18 protein-coding genes are annotated in these 18,013 nt (G+C 75.5%); 10 read left to right on the plus strand and 8 right to left on the minus strand.

Features of this window, described 5'->3' with window-relative positions; all coding sequences use genetic code 11:
* The first annotated feature begins 25 nt into the window (after positions 1-25).
* A complete protein-coding gene (metF, locus tag ACI78T_RS15265; RefSeq protein ID WP_456558961.1) occupies positions 26-928 on the plus strand; it encodes a methylenetetrahydrofolate reductase [NAD(P)H] in 903 nt (300 codons plus the stop codon).
* Between the two features lie 3 nt (positions 929-931).
* On the opposite strand, the gene ACI78T_RS15270 is transcribed toward metF, so the two are convergent.
* Positions 932-1,567 (minus strand): hypothetical protein, encoded by a 636-nt coding sequence (locus ACI78T_RS15270; protein ID WP_456558962.1) that lies wholly within the window; start codon positions 1,565-1,567, stop codon positions 932-934.
* Positions 1,568-1,638: 71 nt separating this feature from the next.
* Here ACI78T_RS15270 and ACI78T_RS15275 point away from each other — a divergent pair, with 71 nt between their 5' ends.
* The 3 genes from ACI78T_RS15275 to ACI78T_RS15285 all read left to right on the plus strand — a co-directional run bounded on the left by ACI78T_RS15275 (position 1,639) and on the right by ACI78T_RS15285 (position 3,784).
* On the plus strand, positions 1,639-2,001 hold the full coding sequence (locus ACI78T_RS15275; protein ID WP_456558963.1) for a hypothetical protein: 363 nt from the start codon (positions 1,639-1,641) through the stop codon (positions 1,999-2,001).
* Between the two features lie 41 nt (positions 2,002-2,042).
* Entirely contained in the window at positions 2,043-2,696 is a 654-nt protein-coding gene (locus ACI78T_RS15280) for a CDP-alcohol phosphatidyltransferase family protein (RefSeq protein ID WP_456558964.1), read from the plus strand.
* 113 nt (positions 2,697-2,809) lie between these two features.
* Positions 2,810-3,784, plus strand: coding sequence for a carbohydrate kinase family protein (locus tag ACI78T_RS15285; RefSeq protein ID WP_456558965.1), 975 nt, complete (start codon positions 2,810-2,812; stop codon positions 3,782-3,784).
* Positions 3,785-3,790: 6 nt separating this feature from the next.
* On the opposite strand, the gene ACI78T_RS15290 is transcribed toward ACI78T_RS15285, so the two are convergent.
* Both ACI78T_RS15290 and ACI78T_RS15295 read right to left on the minus strand, forming a co-directional pair.
* Positions 3,791-4,681: a dihydrodipicolinate synthase family protein gene (locus tag ACI78T_RS15290; RefSeq protein ID WP_456558966.1), complete on the minus strand. Its 891-nt coding sequence runs from the start codon at positions 4,679-4,681 to the stop codon at positions 3,791-3,793.
* Positions 4,682-4,700: 19 nt separating this feature from the next.
* Entirely contained in the window at positions 4,701-5,342 is a 642-nt protein-coding gene (locus ACI78T_RS15295) for a flavin reductase family protein (RefSeq protein ID WP_456558967.1), read from the minus strand.
* A 70-nt stretch (positions 5,343-5,412) separates the two neighbouring features.
* Between ACI78T_RS15295 and ACI78T_RS15300 the strand changes: the two genes are divergently transcribed.
* Complete coding sequence (locus ACI78T_RS15300) at positions 5,413-6,339, plus strand: alpha/beta hydrolase fold domain-containing protein (protein ID WP_456558968.1); 927 nt, start codon at positions 5,413-5,415, stop codon at positions 6,337-6,339.
* Here the strand turns inward: ACI78T_RS15300 and ACI78T_RS15305 are convergent.
* Genes ACI78T_RS15305 through ACI78T_RS15325 form a run of 5 tightly spaced genes read right to left on the minus strand, consistent with a single transcriptional unit; the run spans position 6,287 to position 10,980 of the window.
* On the minus strand, positions 6,287-7,411 hold the full coding sequence (locus tag ACI78T_RS15305) for a glycosyltransferase family 2 protein (protein WP_456558969.1): 1,125 nt from the start codon (positions 7,409-7,411) through the stop codon (positions 6,287-6,289). The genes ACI78T_RS15300 and ACI78T_RS15305 overlap by 53 nt on opposite strands.
* Entirely contained in the window at positions 7,408-8,205 is a 798-nt protein-coding gene (locus tag ACI78T_RS15310; protein ID WP_456558970.1) for a carotenoid biosynthesis protein, read from the minus strand. Before ACI78T_RS15310 ends, ACI78T_RS15305 begins: the two co-directional genes overlap by 4 nt.
* The gene (locus ACI78T_RS15315) at positions 8,202-9,854 is read right to left on the minus strand and encodes a phytoene desaturase family protein (RefSeq protein WP_456558971.1); all 1,653 of its coding nucleotides are present in this window, start codon (positions 9,852-9,854) and stop codon (positions 8,202-8,204) included. The genes ACI78T_RS15310 and ACI78T_RS15315 overlap by 4 nt, the downstream gene beginning before the upstream one ends.
* Positions 9,855-9,856: 2 nt before the next feature.
* Entirely contained in the window at positions 9,857-10,444 is a 588-nt protein-coding gene (locus ACI78T_RS15320; RefSeq protein WP_456558972.1) for a GNAT family N-acetyltransferase, read from the minus strand.
* The gene (locus ACI78T_RS15325) at positions 10,441-10,980 is read right to left on the minus strand and encodes a YbaK/EbsC family protein (RefSeq protein WP_456558973.1); all 540 of its coding nucleotides are present in this window, start codon (positions 10,978-10,980) and stop codon (positions 10,441-10,443) included. The genes ACI78T_RS15320 and ACI78T_RS15325 overlap by 4 nt, the downstream gene beginning before the upstream one ends.
* A gap of 227 nt (positions 10,981-11,207) precedes the next feature.
* Between ACI78T_RS15325 and ACI78T_RS15330 the strand changes: the two genes are divergently transcribed.
* The 5 genes from ACI78T_RS15330 to ACI78T_RS15350 all read left to right on the plus strand — a co-directional run bounded on the left by ACI78T_RS15330 (position 11,208) and on the right by ACI78T_RS15350 (position 17,986).
* Positions 11,208-11,531 carry a DUF6504 family protein gene (locus ACI78T_RS15330; protein ID WP_116452504.1) on the plus strand — a complete coding sequence of 108 codons (324 nt, stop codon included), beginning with the start codon at positions 11,208-11,210 and terminating at the stop codon, positions 11,529-11,531.
* Positions 11,531-12,037 carry an SAV_6107 family HEPN domain-containing protein gene (locus tag ACI78T_RS15335; RefSeq protein WP_456558974.1) on the plus strand — a complete coding sequence of 169 codons (507 nt, stop codon included), beginning with the start codon at positions 11,531-11,533 and terminating at the stop codon, positions 12,035-12,037. Before ACI78T_RS15330 ends, ACI78T_RS15335 begins: the two co-directional genes overlap by 1 nt.
* Positions 12,034-15,801, plus strand: coding sequence for a DNA polymerase III subunit alpha (locus ACI78T_RS15340; protein WP_456558975.1), 3,768 nt, complete (start codon positions 12,034-12,036; stop codon positions 15,799-15,801). Before ACI78T_RS15335 ends, ACI78T_RS15340 begins: the two co-directional genes overlap by 4 nt.
* Positions 15,802-15,893: 92 nt before the next feature.
* A complete protein-coding gene (locus ACI78T_RS15345; protein WP_456558976.1) occupies positions 15,894-16,379 on the plus strand; it encodes a VOC family protein in 486 nt (161 codons plus the stop codon).
* 83 nt (positions 16,380-16,462) lie between these two features.
* Positions 16,463-17,986 carry an LCP family protein gene (locus ACI78T_RS15350; protein ID WP_456558977.1) on the plus strand — a complete coding sequence of 508 codons (1,524 nt, stop codon included), beginning with the start codon at positions 16,463-16,465 and terminating at the stop codon, positions 17,984-17,986.
* Positions 17,987-18,013 lie beyond the last annotated feature (27 nt).

Raw genomic sequence — 18,013 nt, forward strand, 5'->3', positions numbered from 1 at the left:
TGGTCCGCCCGTACCCTGGGTGTCCGTGACCCCGACCGTGCGGGAACTGCTCGCCACCGACCAGCCGACGTGGTCGTTCGAGTTCTTCCCGACCAAGACGCCCGAGGGCGAGGCGCAGCTGTGGACGACGCTGCGCCAGCTGGAGCGGCTGCAGCCGTCGTTCGTCTCGGTCACCTACGGAGCCGGCGGGTCGACCCGCGAGGGCACGCTCGCGGTGACCGAGCGGATCGCCCACGAGACGACGATGACGCCGCTGGCCCACCTGACCGCCGTGGACCACAGCGTCGCCGAGCTGCGGCACGTGGTCAGCCGGCTGGCCGACGCGGGCGTCCGCAACCTGCTCGCGCTGCGCGGCGACCCGCCGGGCGCCGACCCGCAGGCGGAGTGGGTGCCCCACCCGGAGGGGCTGCAGTTCGCCGCCGAGCTGGTCGAGCTGATCAAGTCGATGGGTGACTTCTGCGTCGGCGTCGCGGCCTTCCCCGAGACCCACCCGCGGTCGCCGGACTTCGAGACCGACGTCCAGATGTTCGTGGACAAGTGCCGGGCGGGCGCGGACTTCGCCATCACGCAGATGTTCTTCCGCGCGGAGGACTACCTGCGGCTGCGCGACCGGGTGGCCGCGACCGGCTGCGACGTCCCGATCATCGCCGGGGTCATGCCGGTGACCAACGCCCGGCAGATCACCCGGATCGTGGAGCTGTCGGGTCAGGCGTTCCCGCAGGAGCTGGCCGACCGGTTCGCCGAGCTGGACGGGGAGCGGCCCGAGGACAAGGCCGCCGTCCGGGCCTACGGCGTCGAGGTGGCCACCGAGCTGTGCCGCACGCTGCTGGCCGAGGGCGTGCCCGGCATCCACTTCATCACCATGAACCGCTCCACGGCGACCCGTGAGGTGTACGCCAACCTGGTGCCCCAGACGGCCACCTCCTGACGGCTACCGGCTGACCGGGCGCCCGTCGAGGACGGCGGCCGCCTCGGCCGCGGCCCGGCGCAGGCCCTCGCGCTCGGCGGCGTACCCGCCGAACACGCCGACGACCGGCAGGTTGGACAGCGCGCGGTGCCGCAGCTTCCCCTTGGGGCGTGCGTCGAGGAGGTCGTCGATGCGGCCGAGCAGGCCGGCGGCCCGCCACAGGGTCCGGAGGTTGCCCCGCAGGCCGCCGCGGGTCTCGCGGGCACCGAGCGCCTCCTCGGCGTAGGTGCCCCGCGCCCGCTCGAGCAGCGGCTCCACCTGCTCGGGGCTCAGCTCGCGGCGCAGCAGGACGCGGCTGAGCAGGGAGATCCGCGCGGCCTTGTCCTCCACGCCGTGCTCCGACGCCACCCCGAGGACGACGGCGCACTGGACCGCCGCCCCCACGGTGTTCTGGAGCGGGAGGAGATCGGCGAGCTTGCCGGCGAACCGGGGGGCCGCCGAGAGGCCGGCGACGACCCGGGAGACGCGGTCGGCCCACCACTGGTCGCGCTCGGCCTGCGGGAGGGCCGGCGGCCGACCGGCCCGGCGGAGGACGGGCGCGGTGAGGGAGTCGATGCGCCGGAGGACGTCGACGACCACGGCGTCGCTGATCTGTGCCATGCCCCTCCCATGCCCCGCTCCCGTCCGCGGCCAACGCGAGGAGGCTCACGGTCACCCGCTAGCGTGCGCTCGTGATCTTGGTCGCGGCCGTGGTTGCCTCCGTCCTGCTCGCCGCGCTGGCCGTCCTCCAGCTCCTGCTGGTCACCGGCCGGCCGCTGGGGAGGTTCGCGTGGGGTGGGCAGCACGAGGTGCTGCCGCGGGGGCTCCGGGTGGGCAGCGCGGTCTCCGTCCTCCTCTACGCGGCCGTCGCGTGGCTGCTCTGGCGGGAGGTGGACCGGCCCGGGGAGGCGGGGGCCTGGGCCTGGGTGATCACCGGGTACTTCGCGCTCGGGGTGCTGGTGAACGGGATCTCCCGCAGCCGGCCCGAGCGCCTGGTCATGACGCCGGTCGCGCTCGTGCTCGCGATCTGCGCCCTTGTCGTGGCGCGAGGATGACGCGTCTGGTCGACTGCGCGGGTGACCGCGGGGGAGGGGCAGTGCTGAGCCGGGACGAGTACCTCGCCGCCTGGTCGCGCTGGCACGGGAACACCCCCACCGACAGCCCGCTGGTCCGCGGCTGGCTGAGCATCGCCTGGAGCCTGGCGCGACCGCTCGCCGGGCTGCCCCCGCTGGCGGCGACCGCGCTGGGGCTGCTCGTGGCGGCCGCCGCCGTCCCCGTCGCCGGCGCCGGGGGGACCTGGCTGATCGCGGCCGGGCTGCTGGTCGGGCTGTCCGGGCTGCTCGACTCGCTCGACGGGGCGCTGGCCATCGGCACCGGCCGGGCGTCGCGGCGCGGCTTCGTCCTCGACTCCGTCGTCGACCGGCTGACCGAGGTCGCCTACGCACTCGCCCTCTGGGTCGCCGGGGCGCCCGGCTGGCTGGCGGTCGCCTTCGGCGCGCTCTGCTGGCTCCCCGACTACCTGCGGGCCCGGGCCGGGCAGGCGGGGGTCGAGGAGACGGGCCTCCTGTCGGTCTGGGAGCGGCCCACCCGGGTGGCGATGACCGGCATGACCCTCGGGGGCGCCGGCGTCGTGGCCGGTCTCGACCTCGTCGGGGAGGTCGTCACCGCCGGCGCGGCCGTCGGCACGGCGCTCGGCGCGGTCGCCGTCGTCCAGCTCGGGCTCTCGCTGCGCCGGATGCTGGCCGGCTGACGCCGTCGAGCCGCTGCGCACCGCGGCTCCTAAGCTGTGCGGTGCCCCGGCCGTCGTCCGGGCACCCGACATCGTGCGGCCGTTCCGCCGATCCGCTCCCGGAGGACCGCCCCGTGCCCGTCGCCGTCACCGGCTCCATCGCCACCGACCACCTGATGACGTTCCCCGGGCGGTTCGCCGAGCAGTTCGTCGAGGGCCAGATGGAGAACGTCTCGCTCTCCTTCCTGGTCGACGACCTCGTCCAGCACCGCGGCGGAGCCGGCGCCAACATGGCCTACGGGCTGGGACTGCTCGGGCTGGCGCCGATCCTCGTCGGCGCCGTCGGCAGCGACTTCGCCGAGTACGACTCGTGGCTGACCCGGCACGGCGTGGACACCGGCAGCGTCCACTGGTCGGAGCTCAAGCACACGGCCCGGTTCGTCTGCACCACCGACGCGGCGAACAACCAGATCGCCTCGTTCTACTCGGGCGCCATGTCGGAGGCGGGCAGCATCGAGCTCGGCCCCGTCGCCGACCGCGTCGGGGAGTTCGACCTCGTGGTGGTGGGCCCGAACGACCCGAGGGCCATGGTGCGGCACACCGACGAGTGCCGGCAGCGGGGCTACCGCTTCGCCGCCGACCCGAGCCAGCAGTTGGCCTGGGCCGACGGCGAGATGATCCGCGACCTGGTCGACGGCGCGGACCTCCTGTTCACCAACGAGTACGAGTCCCACCTGCTCCAGCAGAAGACCGGCTGGGACGAGGGCGAGGTGCTGGCCCGGGTGGGCACGTGGATCACCACGCGGGCCGCCGACGGCGTCCTGGTGCGGCAGGCCGACGCCGAGCCGATCTCGGTCATCGCCGTCCCGGAGACCAAGCCGGTCGAGCCCACCGGCGGCGGCGACGCCCTCCGCGCCGGGTTCATCGCCGGTCGCATGTGGGGGCTGGACCTGGAGCGGGCCACCCAGCTCGGCTCGGCCGTGGCCACCGCCGCCGTCGAGGTCATCGGCACCCAGGAGTACGACCTGCCCAAGGAGAGCTTCCTCGAGCGGTTCGCCGACGCCTTCGGCGCGGACGCCGCGGACGAGGTCGCGCCGCACCTGCCCTGACCGGCGTCAGCGCGGCCGGGCCGCCAGCGCCTGCTCGACGGCGGCCGTCGAGGCGTTCGACAGCGGCATCCGGACGTCGGCGGTCGGGATCCGGCCGTCGGCGTGCAGCAGCGCCTTGATCACCGCCGGGCTGGGCTCGGCGAACAGCGCCCGCACCAGGGGCAGCAGCGCCTCCGCGTGCGCCCGCCCGGGCGCGACCTCCCCGGCCAGGCCGTGCTCGACCATCGCCACGAAGCGCTGGGTGCACAGGTTCGCCGAGGCGGCGATCGCCCCGGGCGCGCCCATGAGGGTCAGCGGGAACAGGTAGGCGTCGTCCCCGCCGAGCAGCGCGAACCCCTCGGGCGCACCGGCGAGGACGGTGAGCGTGTCGGCGTCGATGCCGTCGACCGCCTGCTTCACCCCGGCGACGTTCCCGGTTCCGGCCAGCTCCAGCAGCGACGCGGCGCCGAGCCCCCGTCCGGTGCGGTAGGGGACGTTGTAGGCGACCAGCGGGACCGGCGAGCGGGCGGCCACGTGCTGGAAGTGCGCCACGATCGCCGCCTCCGTCGGGCGGACGTAGTACGGGACGACGACCAGCGACGCGGTCACCCCGGGCACGTCGGCGAGGGCCTCGTGCCGGGCGAGCGTGGTGCGGGTGTCGTTGGTGCCGGCGCCCACGAGCAGCCCGGCTCCGCGGTCGGTGCAGACGCGGCTGCAGGCGTCCAGGACGGCGGCGCGCTCGGCGTCGTCGAGGGAGGACGGCTCACCGGTCGTGGCGAGTGCCACCAGCCCCGCGGCCCCGGCGTCGAGCACGTCGTGGGCCAGGCGCTCCAGGGCGTCGAGGTCCACCTCGCCGCGCTCGTCGAACGGCGTCACCAGCGGGACGAAGACACCTCTGAGCTGCAGGTCGGCCGCCACGCGGCCACCCTAGCCAGGGTCAGTCGGTGCGCAGCCGCTCGCCGATCGACGGGTCCTCCGCCCAGTGGCTGTACGGGATGCGGGGGATCTCCTTCACCTCGCCGATCGTCGACCACTCGTTGCCGCCGAGCCGGGCCAGCGGCTGCAGGTGCTCGATGCGGGGACGCCCGTCGCGCACCGCGCCCTCGCGGACGCTGATCAGCCGCACGCGGCCGAACACCACGGTGCTGTCACCCAGGCGCACCGTCGAGTGCAGCGTGCACTCCACCGACACCGGCGACTCGGCGACCCGCGGCACGCCCACCCGGTCGCTGTCCTCGAGCCGCACGCCGACCTGCTCGGCCTCGCTGACGCCCGGCGGGAAGTCGGTGCCCGTGGCGTTGATCTGCTCGAACAACCACTCCGGGGTCAGGCTGACCGTGAACTCCCCGGTCGCCTCGATGTTGCGCAGCGAGTCCTTGCGGCCCACCGAGGTGAACTGCACGACCGGCGGGTCGACGCACGCCACCGTGTAGAAGGAGTGCGGCGCCAGGTTGAGCACCCCCTCGGCCGACCTGCTGCACACCCACGCGATGGGCCGGGGGACGACGACGGAGTTGAGCACGCGGTAGAACGCGCGGCCCTCCATGGCGGTGGGGTCGAACTGCACGCGGTCGCTCACCGGGCCATCGTCGCGGGGAGCCCGGGGCCGGGCGCGGGCGGGGTGGGGGCGGCCACCTAGGGTGCCGGCCGTGACCAGCCTGCAGATGCAAGCCGTCGCGGCGTTCGTGCGCCTGGCCTACAAGCGGCGGATGGCGACCGCCGAGCGGGGGCGCGCCCGGCTCGCGGAGCCCAAGGGCCCGTCCGGACCGCCCGCGAAGCTGCGGCGGCGGCACGACGTCAGCAGCCGCCGCATCGGCGACTTCGAGTGCCACACCGTGGCGCCCCGCGGCCGGACGGCCGAGCGGGCGGCGGTCTACCTGCACGGCGGGGCCTACATCGGCGAGATCTCCCCGCAGCACTGGGCGCTCGTCTCGCGCATGGCCGACGCCGGCGTCCGCGTCGAGGTGCCGAGCTACGGGCTCGCGCCGCAGCACACCTACCGCGAGGCCTATCCCTTCGTCACCGCCGTGTACCGGGACCTGGTCGCCGCGTTCGGCGCGGAGGCGGTCACCGTCGCCGGGGACTCGGCAGGGGGCGGCCTGGCCCTCGGCCTGGCGCGGACGCTCGAGGGGGCGGGGCTGCCGCAGCCGCGCCGGCTGGTCCTCATCGCCCCGTGGCTGGACCTCACGATCAGCAACCCCGACGTCCCCGCCGTCGAGGCCCGCGACCCGTGGCTCAGCGCCGCGGGTCTGCATCCCGCGGCCGAGGCGTGGGCCGGGGGCGACGACCCCACCGACCCGCGGCTGAGCCCGCTCAACGGCCCGCTGGCCGGCCTGGCGCCGATCGACGTCTACGTCGGCACCCGGGACATCTGCCTGCCCGACTCCCTCCTGCTCCGCGACCGGGCCGAGGCCGAGGGGGCGCCGGTGCGGCTGAGCGTCTGCGAGGGCGCCGTGCACGTCTACCCGCTGGTCCCCGCGCCCGAGGGACGGGCCGCGGCGCGGGCGATCGTCCGGGACGTCGCTACCGGACCCGCGGCGCCCCGGCAGCGGGAAGGCGCCGATCCCGCCAGGTGAGCGTGCCGCGCCGGTGCCCGGCCACCGACCGCACCACCAGGACGTCGAGCAGCAGGACCGACAGCGGGTGGGCGAGCGGATCGGGCCAGACCCGGCTGCCGGTGGCCGCGGCGACGACCGCGCGCCCCGCCGCCCCGGCGAGCCAGCCGACCAGCCCCGCCCGTGATCCGCGCAGTGCGGCGAGGGCCGGCACCACCCACACGGCGGTCAGCCCGGCGGCTGCGGCGACACCGGCCGCGGGTGTCCCGCCGACCGCGGCCCACAGCGACTTGGCGTAGCCGTCGCGCAGCGCCGGCCACCCGTCGTACATGCGGCAGGCCGCCAGCCGTGACCCGTCGACGGGCACCCCGCGCCCCCCGGCGCGCTTGACCGCCCGCAGCAGCGCGATGTCCTCGAGCACCTCGCCGCGCACGGCCGCGTGGCCACCGGCGCGGTCGTACCCGCTCCTGCTCAGCACCAGGAACTGCCCGTTGGCGGCGGCGAGCGACGGGTTCCCGCGGCGCTCGGCCAGCCGGAGGGGGAGCGTCGTCGCCCAGAGCCACGGTGCCAAGGGCTGCACCAGCCGCTCGGCGGCGCCGTGCGCGACCGGCCGGGGCCAGGGCGAGGCCAGGTCCAGACCGTGCCGGTCGAGGACCGCGACGGCCCCGGCGACGGCGTCGGGGAACAGCCGCACGTCGGCGTCGACGAAGACCAGGACGTCGGCGTCGCCCGCCTCGGCGGCCCCCGTCGCGCACGCGTGCGGCTTGCCCAGCCAGCCGGGCGGGAGCGGGGCGGCGCGCACCAGGCGGACGCGCGGGTCGGCCACGGCCGCCACCACGTCCGCCGTCCCGTCGGTCGAGCCGTCGTCTACGACGACGACCCGGAGGTCGGGGACCCCGCGCTGGTCGAGCAGCGCCGCCAGGCAGCCGCCGATCTCCGCCTCCTCGTCGCGCGCGGGCACGACGACGGTGACCGGCCGCCGCACCGGCGGCGGGTCGGCCGGCGGGCGGCGGAGCAGGGCGACGTTGAGCGCCGCGTGGAGGGCGCCCGCCACCGAGAGCCCGGCGAGCGCGCGGACCGCTCGTCCGCTCACCGGCGTCGGGCGGCCCGGACGCCCAGCACCGCCAGGACGGGGACGGCGAGGCCGGCGCCCCAGGCCGCCGAGCCCGGCAGCCCCAGCCAGCCGGCGTGCGCGAGGGCGCCGCCGAGGGTCATCCAGCCCAGCGCCAGCAGCGGCGCCGCGTCGCCGATCCGCGGGGCGCCCGGCACCGAGGTCCGCGCGACCAGCCGGTCCAGCAGCGCCATGAGCACCAGCCCGGCGAGCAGCCATCCGGCCAGGTTGGTCAGCGGGACCGTGTCGATGCCGGGCAGCCCCGGCTCCGGGTCCGCCCAGGTCCAGTAGCCGGCCTGCACCATCTGGGGGTCGAGGACGACGTCCCAGGCGGCGAAGACCGCGGCCGCCCAGACGACCCGCGCCACGGGGTGCGCGGCGAGGTGCCCCGCCAGCACCCAGCTCGGCCAGGCCATCATCAGCCAGGCGAGGGGGACGAGGAACGGCACGCCGAGCAGGGTGGGGCCGAGCGCGTCGCTGTACTCGTACCTGCCGTACGGGAAGCCGGTGGCCAGACCGACGGACTCGAACGCGACGGCGGCGACCACGACGAGCACGAGCAGCCCGACGGCCGTCCGCCGGCCGCGGCTGAGGCCCGCGTGGACCACCGAGAGCAGCGACCCCAGCACGACGATCGTCCAGCTGACCCCGTCGCGGGCGGCGCCGGCGGTGAGCGGGTAGGCGATCGCGGTCAGCACGAGGGCGACCGCCAGCAGCAGCGGGACGGCCCCGGCGACGCCGGGAGACCACCTCCGTCCGACGACCGCCGTCGTCATGCCGGCGTCCGGCGCAGCCGTGCCGCCACGCCGCGGACGGTCCGGCGGACACCACGGCGGTCGGCGAGCAGCACGCGGGCCGCCGTCCGCCCGGAGTTGCCCGACACCCCGCCGCCGGGGTGGGTGGAGGCGCCGGCCAGGTAGAGACCCGCCAGGCCGGGGACCGCGTAGCCGGACAGCGCCGGGGTGGGCCGGAAGGCGAACATGCTGGCCAGGCCCATCTCCACGTGCATGACGTTGCCACGGAGCAGTGACAGTTCCCGCTCGAGGGCCAGCGGCGTCTGGACGTAGGTCTCCCGCACCGAGGCGGCGAAGCCGGGCGCGAAGCGGTCGACCTCGGCGATCAGGCGCCGCGCCTCGGCCTCGGCGAGCTCGTCCCAGTCGGCGCCGTCGGCGAGCTCGTAGGGGTACCACTGCCCCCAGATCGTGACGACGTGCCGGCCCGCCGGCGCGAGGGTGTCGTCGCTCGCGGAGAAGCACATCCCGAGGGGGACGGGGACCCGCGGGAGCCGGCCGGCGGAGAAGTCGCCGTGGGCCGCCGCGAGGTCGGCGCGGTCGGTGCAGAGCAGCTGGAGGCCGGACAGCGCCTCGTCGGCGCCGACCCCGGGGTAGATCGGCGGTGCGTCGGTCAGTGCCCGCACCACCAGCCCGAAGCCGTTGCCCAGCGGCGGGGCGGCGTCGGCCAGGGCCGGCGGGGCGGCGTCCCCGGCCAGGCGCCGGGTCACGTCGACGTGGCAGGCGGCGACGACGGCGTCGGCCGCGATCCGGCGTCCCGAGACCGTCTCCACCCCGGTGACCCGGCCGTCGCGGGTCAGCAGCCGGGCAGCTCCGTCGCCGAGCACCACCCGCCCGCCGTCGGACTCCAGCCGCCGGCGCAGCGCCGTGGTGAGCCCGCCGGAGCCGCCCACCGGGTGCCCCGGCGGGATGTCGTGCAGCAGCGCGACCCAGGCGACCATCGCGGCGGTGCCGGGCTCGGACATGGGCGGCCCGGACTGGGCGCCGAACCACGCCAGCGCCGCCTTGAGCCGCTCGCTGGCGAACCAGCGGTCGAGCAGCGCGTCCCCCGACCCGAGGAAGTCGACCGCCAGCTCGCCGCCCGGCGTCCGCGGCCGCCCGCCGGCGGGCGCCCCCAGCGGCCAGAACGAGCGGATCAGGCCGGCCGGGTTCGGCCGCCGGCCGAAGGACGCGACGACGGCGCGGCTGCGCGGCCCCCACACCTCGACGAACCGCCGGTAGGCCGCGGCGTCGCCCGGACCGCACGCCTCGGCGATCGAGGCGCACGTCGCGTCGAGGTCGACGGAGAAGACCAGCGGGCGGCCGTCGGGGCCGGGATCGCCGGGGGAGGGGGCCGGCGCGAACCCCCACGGGTCGCAGTCGAGGTAGCGCAGGCCGTGGGCGGCCAGGTCCAGCTCCTCGACGATGCCGCTCTGCCGGATGATCACGTGCGCGCTCGAGCCGCGGTCGACCCGGACGCCCGGCCAGCGCTCGACCGTCGACACCGCCCCGCCGAGCACGGTGTCGGACTCGACGACCTCGACCGAGAGGCCCGCGCGGGCCAGGTAGCAGGCGGCGACCAGGCCGTTGTGGCCCGAGCCGACGACGGCCACGTCGACACGGACGTCGGCGTCGGCCGGGGGAGGTGTGCTCACGCTCAGCTGTTCGCCGGCGCGCGGTCCTGCGGATGCAGCGGGAGGCGCGCGCCGAGGATGGCGAACGGCCGCGAGTCGCCGGGGAAGTGGTAGCCGCGCGCCAGGTCGACGAAGCCGTCGGCGTGGTAGAGCCGGAAGGCCTTCGTGTCGGCGTCGGGCGTGGAGAGCAGCGCGGTCGGCTGCGGGATGCCGGCGACGAGGGCGTGCAGCAGCCGCCGGCCCAGGCCGCGGCTCTGGTGGTCGGGGTGCACGTGCAGCTCGCACACCTCGAAGGCGTCGGGCAGCCACTTCTTCGCCGTCCGCCGGTCGAGGGCGGCGCGCACCTGGTCGTGCCACCACTGGCCGGGGGCGACGACGTAGCCGTAGCCGAAGCCGACCAGCTGCTCACCGTCCGGCGTCTCGGCGAAGGCGCCGACGGCCTTGAAGCCGGGCCGCTCGGTGTGCTGGATGGCGTAGCCGTACCGGCCGGCGACGACGGCGGAGTCGTAGCCCATGGCGAGGCCGTAGATGATCAGCGCCTCGTGCATGTGCTCGCGCAGCCACTCCGTGGGCAGCTCGATCACGCGGGTGGTGGGCCGGGTGTCGGTCATCGCACGGCCGCCTCGGTCGTCGTCGGGACCTCGGACGGCCCGGGACCGACCTCGGCCGCCGTCCCGCCGGTGAGCCGGAGCAGCTCGTCGTAGGTGGTCGGGAAGACGGTGTGCGGGTGCCCGGCGGCGGCCCAGACCTGGTCGTAGCGGGCCAGCTCGACGTCGACGAGGGTGCCGATCGGCTCCGGGTGGCCGATCGGGGCCACGCCGCCGATCGCCTGACCGGTGTGCCGGCGGACGAAGTCCGCGTCCGCGCGGTCGACCCGGGGGACGCCCAGAAGGCCGGCGACCAGCTCCTGGTCCACGCGGTGGGCGCCGCTGGTCATCACCAGCAGCGGGTTGCCGCCGACGTCGAACACCAGGCTGTTGGCGATCGCACCCACCGGCACGCCGAGCTGGGCGGCGGCCGCGGCGGCTGTCCGCGCGCTGTCGGGGAGGTGGCGCACGGTCCCGGCGGCTCCCGCCGCACGCAGCAGGCGTGCGACCTCGGCGACCCGGGGGTGCTCCGGCTCGGTCGCGGGGGTCGGCGGAGGCATGCGCCGATCCTGCCACCGGGCCGGGACCGGTGCCGCCGCGGTTCCGGTTCCGGAGGCCCGGCGACACGACGGCTCCCGTCTTGACGACCGCGAGCGGCTCCGGTCTACTGGTCCGTGTTCGAACAGACGTTCGAACAGCGTCGCTCCTCCACCGTTCCCCGGCCCTTCCCCGTCCGGAGCGGTGGCCGGGAGCGGCGCGTGGTGTGGCCAGAGGTGGGGAGGGTGTCATGAGCCGGGTGCTCGGTGAGCTCGCGGGACGGGTCGGCGAGGAGGTCCAGGTCGAGCGGGGTCCGCTGGGCCCGGTGCAGTTCTGGCGCGGGCAGTCCCGGTACCTCGTGGGCGAGCTGCTCGACTCGTGGGTCGAGACCGCGCCCTGGTGGCGGCAGGACGCCGGTCCCGGTGGGGCCTCCGCGGAGCTGGTCTCCACCCAGGAGGTGTGGCGGGTCGAGGCGGTGCGGGCCGGGCGGTCGCGCACCAGCTTCGCCGGCGTCTACGACCTGACCTGGGACGCCGCGGGCAACCGCTGGTGGCTGGTCCGGGTGCACGACTGATGGGCGCCCTCCGAGCCATGCCCGACCAGGTGCCGGCCACCCAGCTGCCCCTCCCTCCGGCGCTGCCGCCCGCGGCCACCCAGCTCCTCGACCAGGCGCACCGCGCGCTCCGCGAGGCGACCGGGCACACCGATCCGCGGCAGCGGTACGCCACCGCACACCTGGGTGCGCTGCGCGCGGCCGCGGGTGTGCTGGCCGCGCGCACCCGGCCCGAGCCCGCCCGGCGCCGGCCGCGCAGCGCCTGGGTGCTGCTCGGCCAGGTCGCTCCCGAGCTGGGGGAGTGGGCCACCTTCTTCGCCGCGGGTGCCTCGAAGCGCGCCGCGGCCGAGGCGGGGCTGTCCCACGCGGTGACCGAGCGGGAGGCCGACGACCTGGTCCGCGACGTCGGGGCCTTCCTCGTCGTGGTGGAGAACTTCCTCGCCACCCCGCCCCCGCCCGAGCCCACCCGCTCGCCGTTCACCCGTCCGCGCGGGGCCGGCGGTCCCGGCTCGCGTTCCCGGCGGTGAACGACCCCTTCGTCCACCTGCACGTCGCCTCCGGCTACTCGATGCGGTACGGGGCCAACCACCCCGCCGACCTGGTGGCCCGCGCCGCCGAGCACGGCATGTCGGCACTGGCGCTCACCGACCGCGACGGGCTCTACGGCGCGGTGAAGTTCGCGCTGGCCTGCCGGTCGGCCGGGGTGCGGCCGATCTTCGGGGTGGACCTCGCCGTCGCGCCCGCGCTCGACGCCACCGTCCCGCCGGCGCTCGCGCACGCACTGGGCGGGGAGGAGTCCGGCGCGCGCCCGCCGCGGCTGCGCACGGTGTCGTCCCGCACGGTGCCCTCCCGCAAGGTCCCGGCCCGGGGCGGGGCGAGCGTCGACCCGCGGCTGCCGCGGGTCACCTTCCTCGCCCGGGACGGTGCCGGCTGGCGTTCGCTGTGCCGGCTGACCAGCGCCACCCACCTGCGGGGCACCCGCGGGGAGCCGGTGAGCTCGCTGGCGACCGCCGCCGAGCACGCCGGCGGGCTGGTGGCGCTGCTCGGCCCCGACTCACCGGTCGGGCGGGCGCTGCTCACCGGCCGGACCGACCACGCCGCCGCGCACCTGGACGCCTGGCGGGCCGCCTTCGGCCCCGGCCAGCTGGTGCTCGAGCTGGTCCACCACCGCGGCCGCGGTGACCGTGCGCGGGCGCAGGCGATGCTGCGGTTCGCCGCCGAGCAGGGCGTGCCGGTGGTGCTCAGCAACGCCGTCCGCTACGTCGACGCGCTGGACGCACCGACCGCCGACGTCCTGGACGCCTCCCGCCGCCTGGTCGCGCTCGACGAGCGCCACGTCGACCGGCGGACCGCCGAGGGCTACCTGAAGTCGGGCAAGGAGATGGCCGCGGTGGCCGAGGACGTCGCCGGTCCCGACCGGGACGCCGCCCTGCGCCTGCTCGAGGGCACCGCCCGGCTGGCCGAGCAGTGCGTCGTCGACATCCGCGAGGACCTCGGCATCGGCAGCGTCCGCTACCCCGAGCTCGACGTCGTCACCACGCCGGCCGAGCGGGGGATGGGTCCCTCGCAGGTGCTGCGGGCCCGGTGCGAGGCGGGCATGGGCCGGCGCGGGATGGCGCCGTCGGAGCGGGTGCGGCAGCGGCTGGACGAGGAGCTCGCGGTCATCGACCAGCTGGGCTACCCGTCCTACTTCCTCACCGTCGCCGACGTCGTCGACCTCATCAAGAGCTTGAGGGTCCGGGCGGCCGCGCGGGGGTCGGGCGCCGGCAGCCTGGTCACCTACCTGCTCGGCATCTCCGACGTCGACCCGTTGCGGTACGGGCTGCTGATGGAGCGCTTCCTCTCCCCGCTGCGCCACCAGCTGCCCGACATCGACATCGACGTGGAGTCCGCGCGGCGCATGGAGGTCTACGACGCGGTCATCGACCGCTTCGGCGCCGACCGGGTCAGCTGCATCTCGATGATGGACACCTACCGGGTGCGGCACGCCATCCGCGACGTCGGGGCCGCGCTCGGGCTACCGCCGGCGGAGATCGACGCGGTCGCCAAGGCGTTCCCGCACATCCGGGCCAACCAGGTGCACGCCGCGCTCAAGGACCTGCCGGAGCTGCGCGCCAGCCGGCTGGGGTCCAGGCGCTCCGGCGGCAGCGGCGATCTCGACCTGGTGTTCGACCTCGTGGCCCGGCTGGACGGGCTGCCCCGGCACATCGCGCTGCACCCGTGCGGGGTGCTGCTGTCCGACGCCACGCTGCTGGACCGCACGCCCGTCGAGAACAGCTACCTCGGCTACCCGATGAGCCAGTTCGACAAGGACGACGTCGAGGAGCTGGGGCTGCTCAAGCTGGACCTGCTGGGTATCCGGATGCAGTCCGCGATCGCGCACGCCCTCGACGAGGTGGCCCGGGTGGACGGCGAGACCGTCGACATCGACGCGATCCCGCGGGACGACCCGACGACGTTCGAGCTGATCCGCAGCACCCGGACCCTCGGCATGTTCCAGATCGAGTCACCCGGGCAGCGGGAGCTGGTCGGCAAGTTCGGCCCGCAGACGTTCGAGGACATCGTCATCGACATCTCGCTGTTCCGGCCGGGGCCGGTGAAGAGCGACATGGTCACCCCGTTCCTCATGGCCCGGAACGGCTGGCGGGAGGCGGAGTACCCGCACCCCGACCTCGAGTTCTGCCTCGCGGAGACCGCCGGGGTGGTGGTCTTCCACGAGCAGGTGCTGCAGATCGTGGCGCGGATGGCCGGGGTGTCGCTGGCCGAGGCCGACGAGGTGCGCCGCGCGCTGGGGGAGAAGGACGCCCACCCCGAGGTGCGGGCCTGGTTCGTGCCCCGGCTGCTCGACAACGGCTACCCGGTCGAGGTGGCCGAGCGGGTGTGGGAGGTGCTGGCCGCCTTCGGGTCCTTCGGCTTCTGCAAGGCCCACGCGGCGGCGTTCGCGCTGCCCACGTACCAGTCGGCGTGGCTGAAGACCCACCACCCGGCGGCCTTCCTCGCCGGCGTGCTCACCCACGACCCCGGCATGTACCCGAAGCGGCTGATCCTCGACGACGCCCGCAACTTCGGGATCCGGGTGCTCGGCCTCGACGTCAACGCCTCGGCCGGCACCTACCGCGTGGAGCGGCTGGAACCCGACCCTGAGGCTGAGGTCGAGGTGGAGGGTTGGCCGCGCCCGGAGTGGATGCCGGCGGACATGCGCGACCCGTCCCGCTACGGGATCCGGCTGGCCCTGGCCGACGTGAAGGGCATCTCCGAGGACGAGGTGGCCCGGATCGTCACCGGGCAGCCCTACCGGTCGCTGACCGACTTCTGGCACCGCGCGTCGGTCTCGCGGCCGGTGGTGGAGCGGCTGGTGCTCGCCGGCGGCTTCGACTCCCTCTACGGCTTCGGGGTGCGCGACCGCGAGGCCGGCCGGCCGACCCACCGCCGCAAGCAGGTGACCCGGCGGGACCTGCTGCTGCAGATCGGCGAGCTCGACCGGTGGAGCCGCAGCGGCGCCCGGGCGAGCTCGAACGGGCAGCTGAGCCTCGACCTGATGGGGCTGGAGCTGGCGGAGGAGGAGGAGGAAGGACCGGAGGAGACCACCCTGACCTGGGCGGAGGGGAGCGGGCTGCCGGAGTTCACCGACGCCGAGCTGGTCCGCGCCGAGCTGGAGGTGCTGGGCCTGGACGCCAGCCGGCACGTCGTCGACTTCTACCGGCCGTTCCTGTCCGCCCTGGGCGCGGTGCCGGCCGGCGAGCTGCTCGGCTGCCGCAGCGGTGCGGAGGTGCTGGTCGCCGGGGTGAAGGTGGCGACCCAGACCCCGCCGATCCGCTCGGGCCGGCGGGTGGTCTTCGTGACCCTGGACGACGGCACCGGCTGCACCGACTCGACCTTCTTCGAGGACGCGCAGGGGCCCTACGCCGCCACCGTCTTCCACTCGTGGCTGCTGGTCATCCGCGGGGTGCTGCGCCGCACCGGCCCGCGGGGGGTCTCGCTGCGGGCGACCGGCGCGTGGGAGCTGCCGGCGCTGCACGAGGCGTGGGAGGCCGACGGTCTGGACGGCGTGCGCGAGCTGATGGCCGCGCCGGGGGAGTTCACCGAGCAGGCGATCGCCGGGGCCGCGGCCTCGCACGGCTCGCGGCCGGTCATGGTGCGGCCGGTGCTGGTTCACCCGACCGGCTTCCGGATGTCTCCCTACGCCGACATCAAGCCGGCCGGGGAGGACTCCAAGGTCGCGGCGAGGCGGGCCGCGTCAGGGCCGCCCCGCAAGCTGTGGCACTCCAGCCCCGGCAGCTCCGGCCACTGACACGGCGCGAGCGGACCCCGCACCGATGAGTCCGCCGCGCCGGCACGGTCAGCACGAGTACCGGGGGAGCCGGACGCGAGAGAGGACCCACCATGCCCAAGCAGATCCCGTGCCTCTGGATGGACGGGACGGCCGAGGAGGCCGCGCGGCACTACACGTCGATCTTCCCGAACAGCTCGATCGGTGCCGTCACCCGCTACGGGCCCGACATGCCCCCGCCGATGAAGGAGGGCGACGTCCTCACCGTCGACTTCACCCTCGACGGCCAGCCGTACACCGCCCTCAACGGGGGGCCGCAGTTCCCGTTCACCGAGGCCATCTCCTTCCAGATCGTCTGCAAGGACCAGGAGGAGTCCGACCGCTACTACGACCGGCTCGTCGAGGGCGGCGAGGAGAGCATGTGCGGCTGGCTCAAGGACAGGTTCGGGGTCTCCTGGCAGGTCTTCCCGGAGGAGCTGATCGAGCTGACCAACGATCCCGACCCCGCCCGGGCGGCGCGCGCCACCCAGGCGATGCTGCAGATGCGCCGCATCGACCTGGCCGAGATCCGGCGGGCCGCCGACGGGGTGCCGGTCTGACCAGCGGCGACACCGCGCGGCGCGCACCCACCCTCGCCCCGGGTGCGGGATGATGCAGGGGTGACGGACGAGGCGGGCGCTCGATGAGCCGGGACGAGCGCCGCCCCCTGCCCGCGCACCTGGACCCCCGCGCGGGCAGGGAGCCCCGAGGCGGCCGCCCGGCCGGTCGGCCCGCCTCCGGGCGGCCGGCCCGCCCCCGGACGTCCGCGCGGGCCACCGTCATCGCCCGGTCGGTGGCCGCGGTGCTCGCCGTCCTCGTGCTCGCCGGCAGCGGGTGGGGCTGGTACCTCACCAAGGTCGCCGAGGCCAGCGTGAGCCGCACCGACGCCATCCCGGACTCGGGCAACTCCGACGTCAACGGCAGCGACCACGCCGGCTCGGAGATGAACCTGCTCCTGGTCGGCATGGACTCCCGGGACGGGCTCACCGAGGAGCAGAAGGCGCAGTTCAGCACCGGTGACGCCGACGGCGTGCTGAACACCGACTCGATGATGCTGGTGCACGTGCCCGCCGACGGGTCGGCCGCGTCCTTCGTCTCGCTGCCACGCGACACCTACGTCGACATCCCCGGCTACGGCGAGGGGCGGCTGAACTCCGCCTACGCCCGCGGCTACAACGACAACCAGGGCAGCGACGAGGAGAGCGACGCCGCCGGCGCGCAGCTGCTCGTGCAGACGGTCAGCCAGTTCACCGGCCTGCAGATCGACCACTTCGCCGAGATCGACCTGCTCGGGTTCATCAACCTCAGCGAGATCGTCGGCGGGGTGGAGGTCAACCTCTGCCAGGCGACCAGCGACCCGCTCTCCGGCGCGAACTTCCCGGCCGGCGTCCAGACCATCAGCGGCGCGGACGCGCTCAAGTTCGTCCGGCAGCGGCACGGCCTGCCCGGCACCGACCTCGACCGCGTCGTCCGCCAGCAGGTCTACATCGCCGGGATGCTGCGCAACGTCCTCTCCACCGACCTGCTGTTCGACCTCGGCAAGCAGAAGCAGATCGTCGAGCGGGTCGGCAGCAGCATCACCTTCGACCGGGGGCTGGACATCTTCGACCTGGCCGCGCAGATGCAGAACGTGCAGCCGGGCAACATCACCTTCCAGACGGTCCCCGGCCTGACGCCGGTCCGGATCGACGGCGCCGACGTGCTGGAGCCGTCGAGCGAGGCGGACGTGCACGCGTTCTTCGCCGCCCTCGCCGCCGAGCCGGCGCCCGAGCAGGAAGCACCCGCGGAGGACGTCCCGGAGGTGCAGCCGGCCGACGTCACGGTCAGCGTCCTCAACGGCTCGGGCATCTCCGGTGCGGCGGCCACCGCCGCCACCGCGCTCGCGGATGCCGGCTTCGACGCCAGCAGCGGCGGGAACGCCGACTCCACGGAGAGGACGACGGTCCTGCACGCCCCCGGCGACGAGTCCGCGGCGGCGCTCGTCGCGGCGCAGGTCCCGGGCGCGGCCGTGGCAGTCGACGACAGCCTCGCCGCCGGCACCGTGCAGCTGGTCATCGGCGGCGACTGGAACGGCGTCGGCCAGGGCGTGACCCCGCCGGAGGAGACATCCGGCGGCGAGCCCGAGACCAACGAGCGGACGGCGACCGACACCGCCTGCATCAACTAGGCGTCCCTCCGCGGCCCGCCACTAGGC

The organism is Blastococcus sp. SYSU D00922, assembly GCF_054050495.1.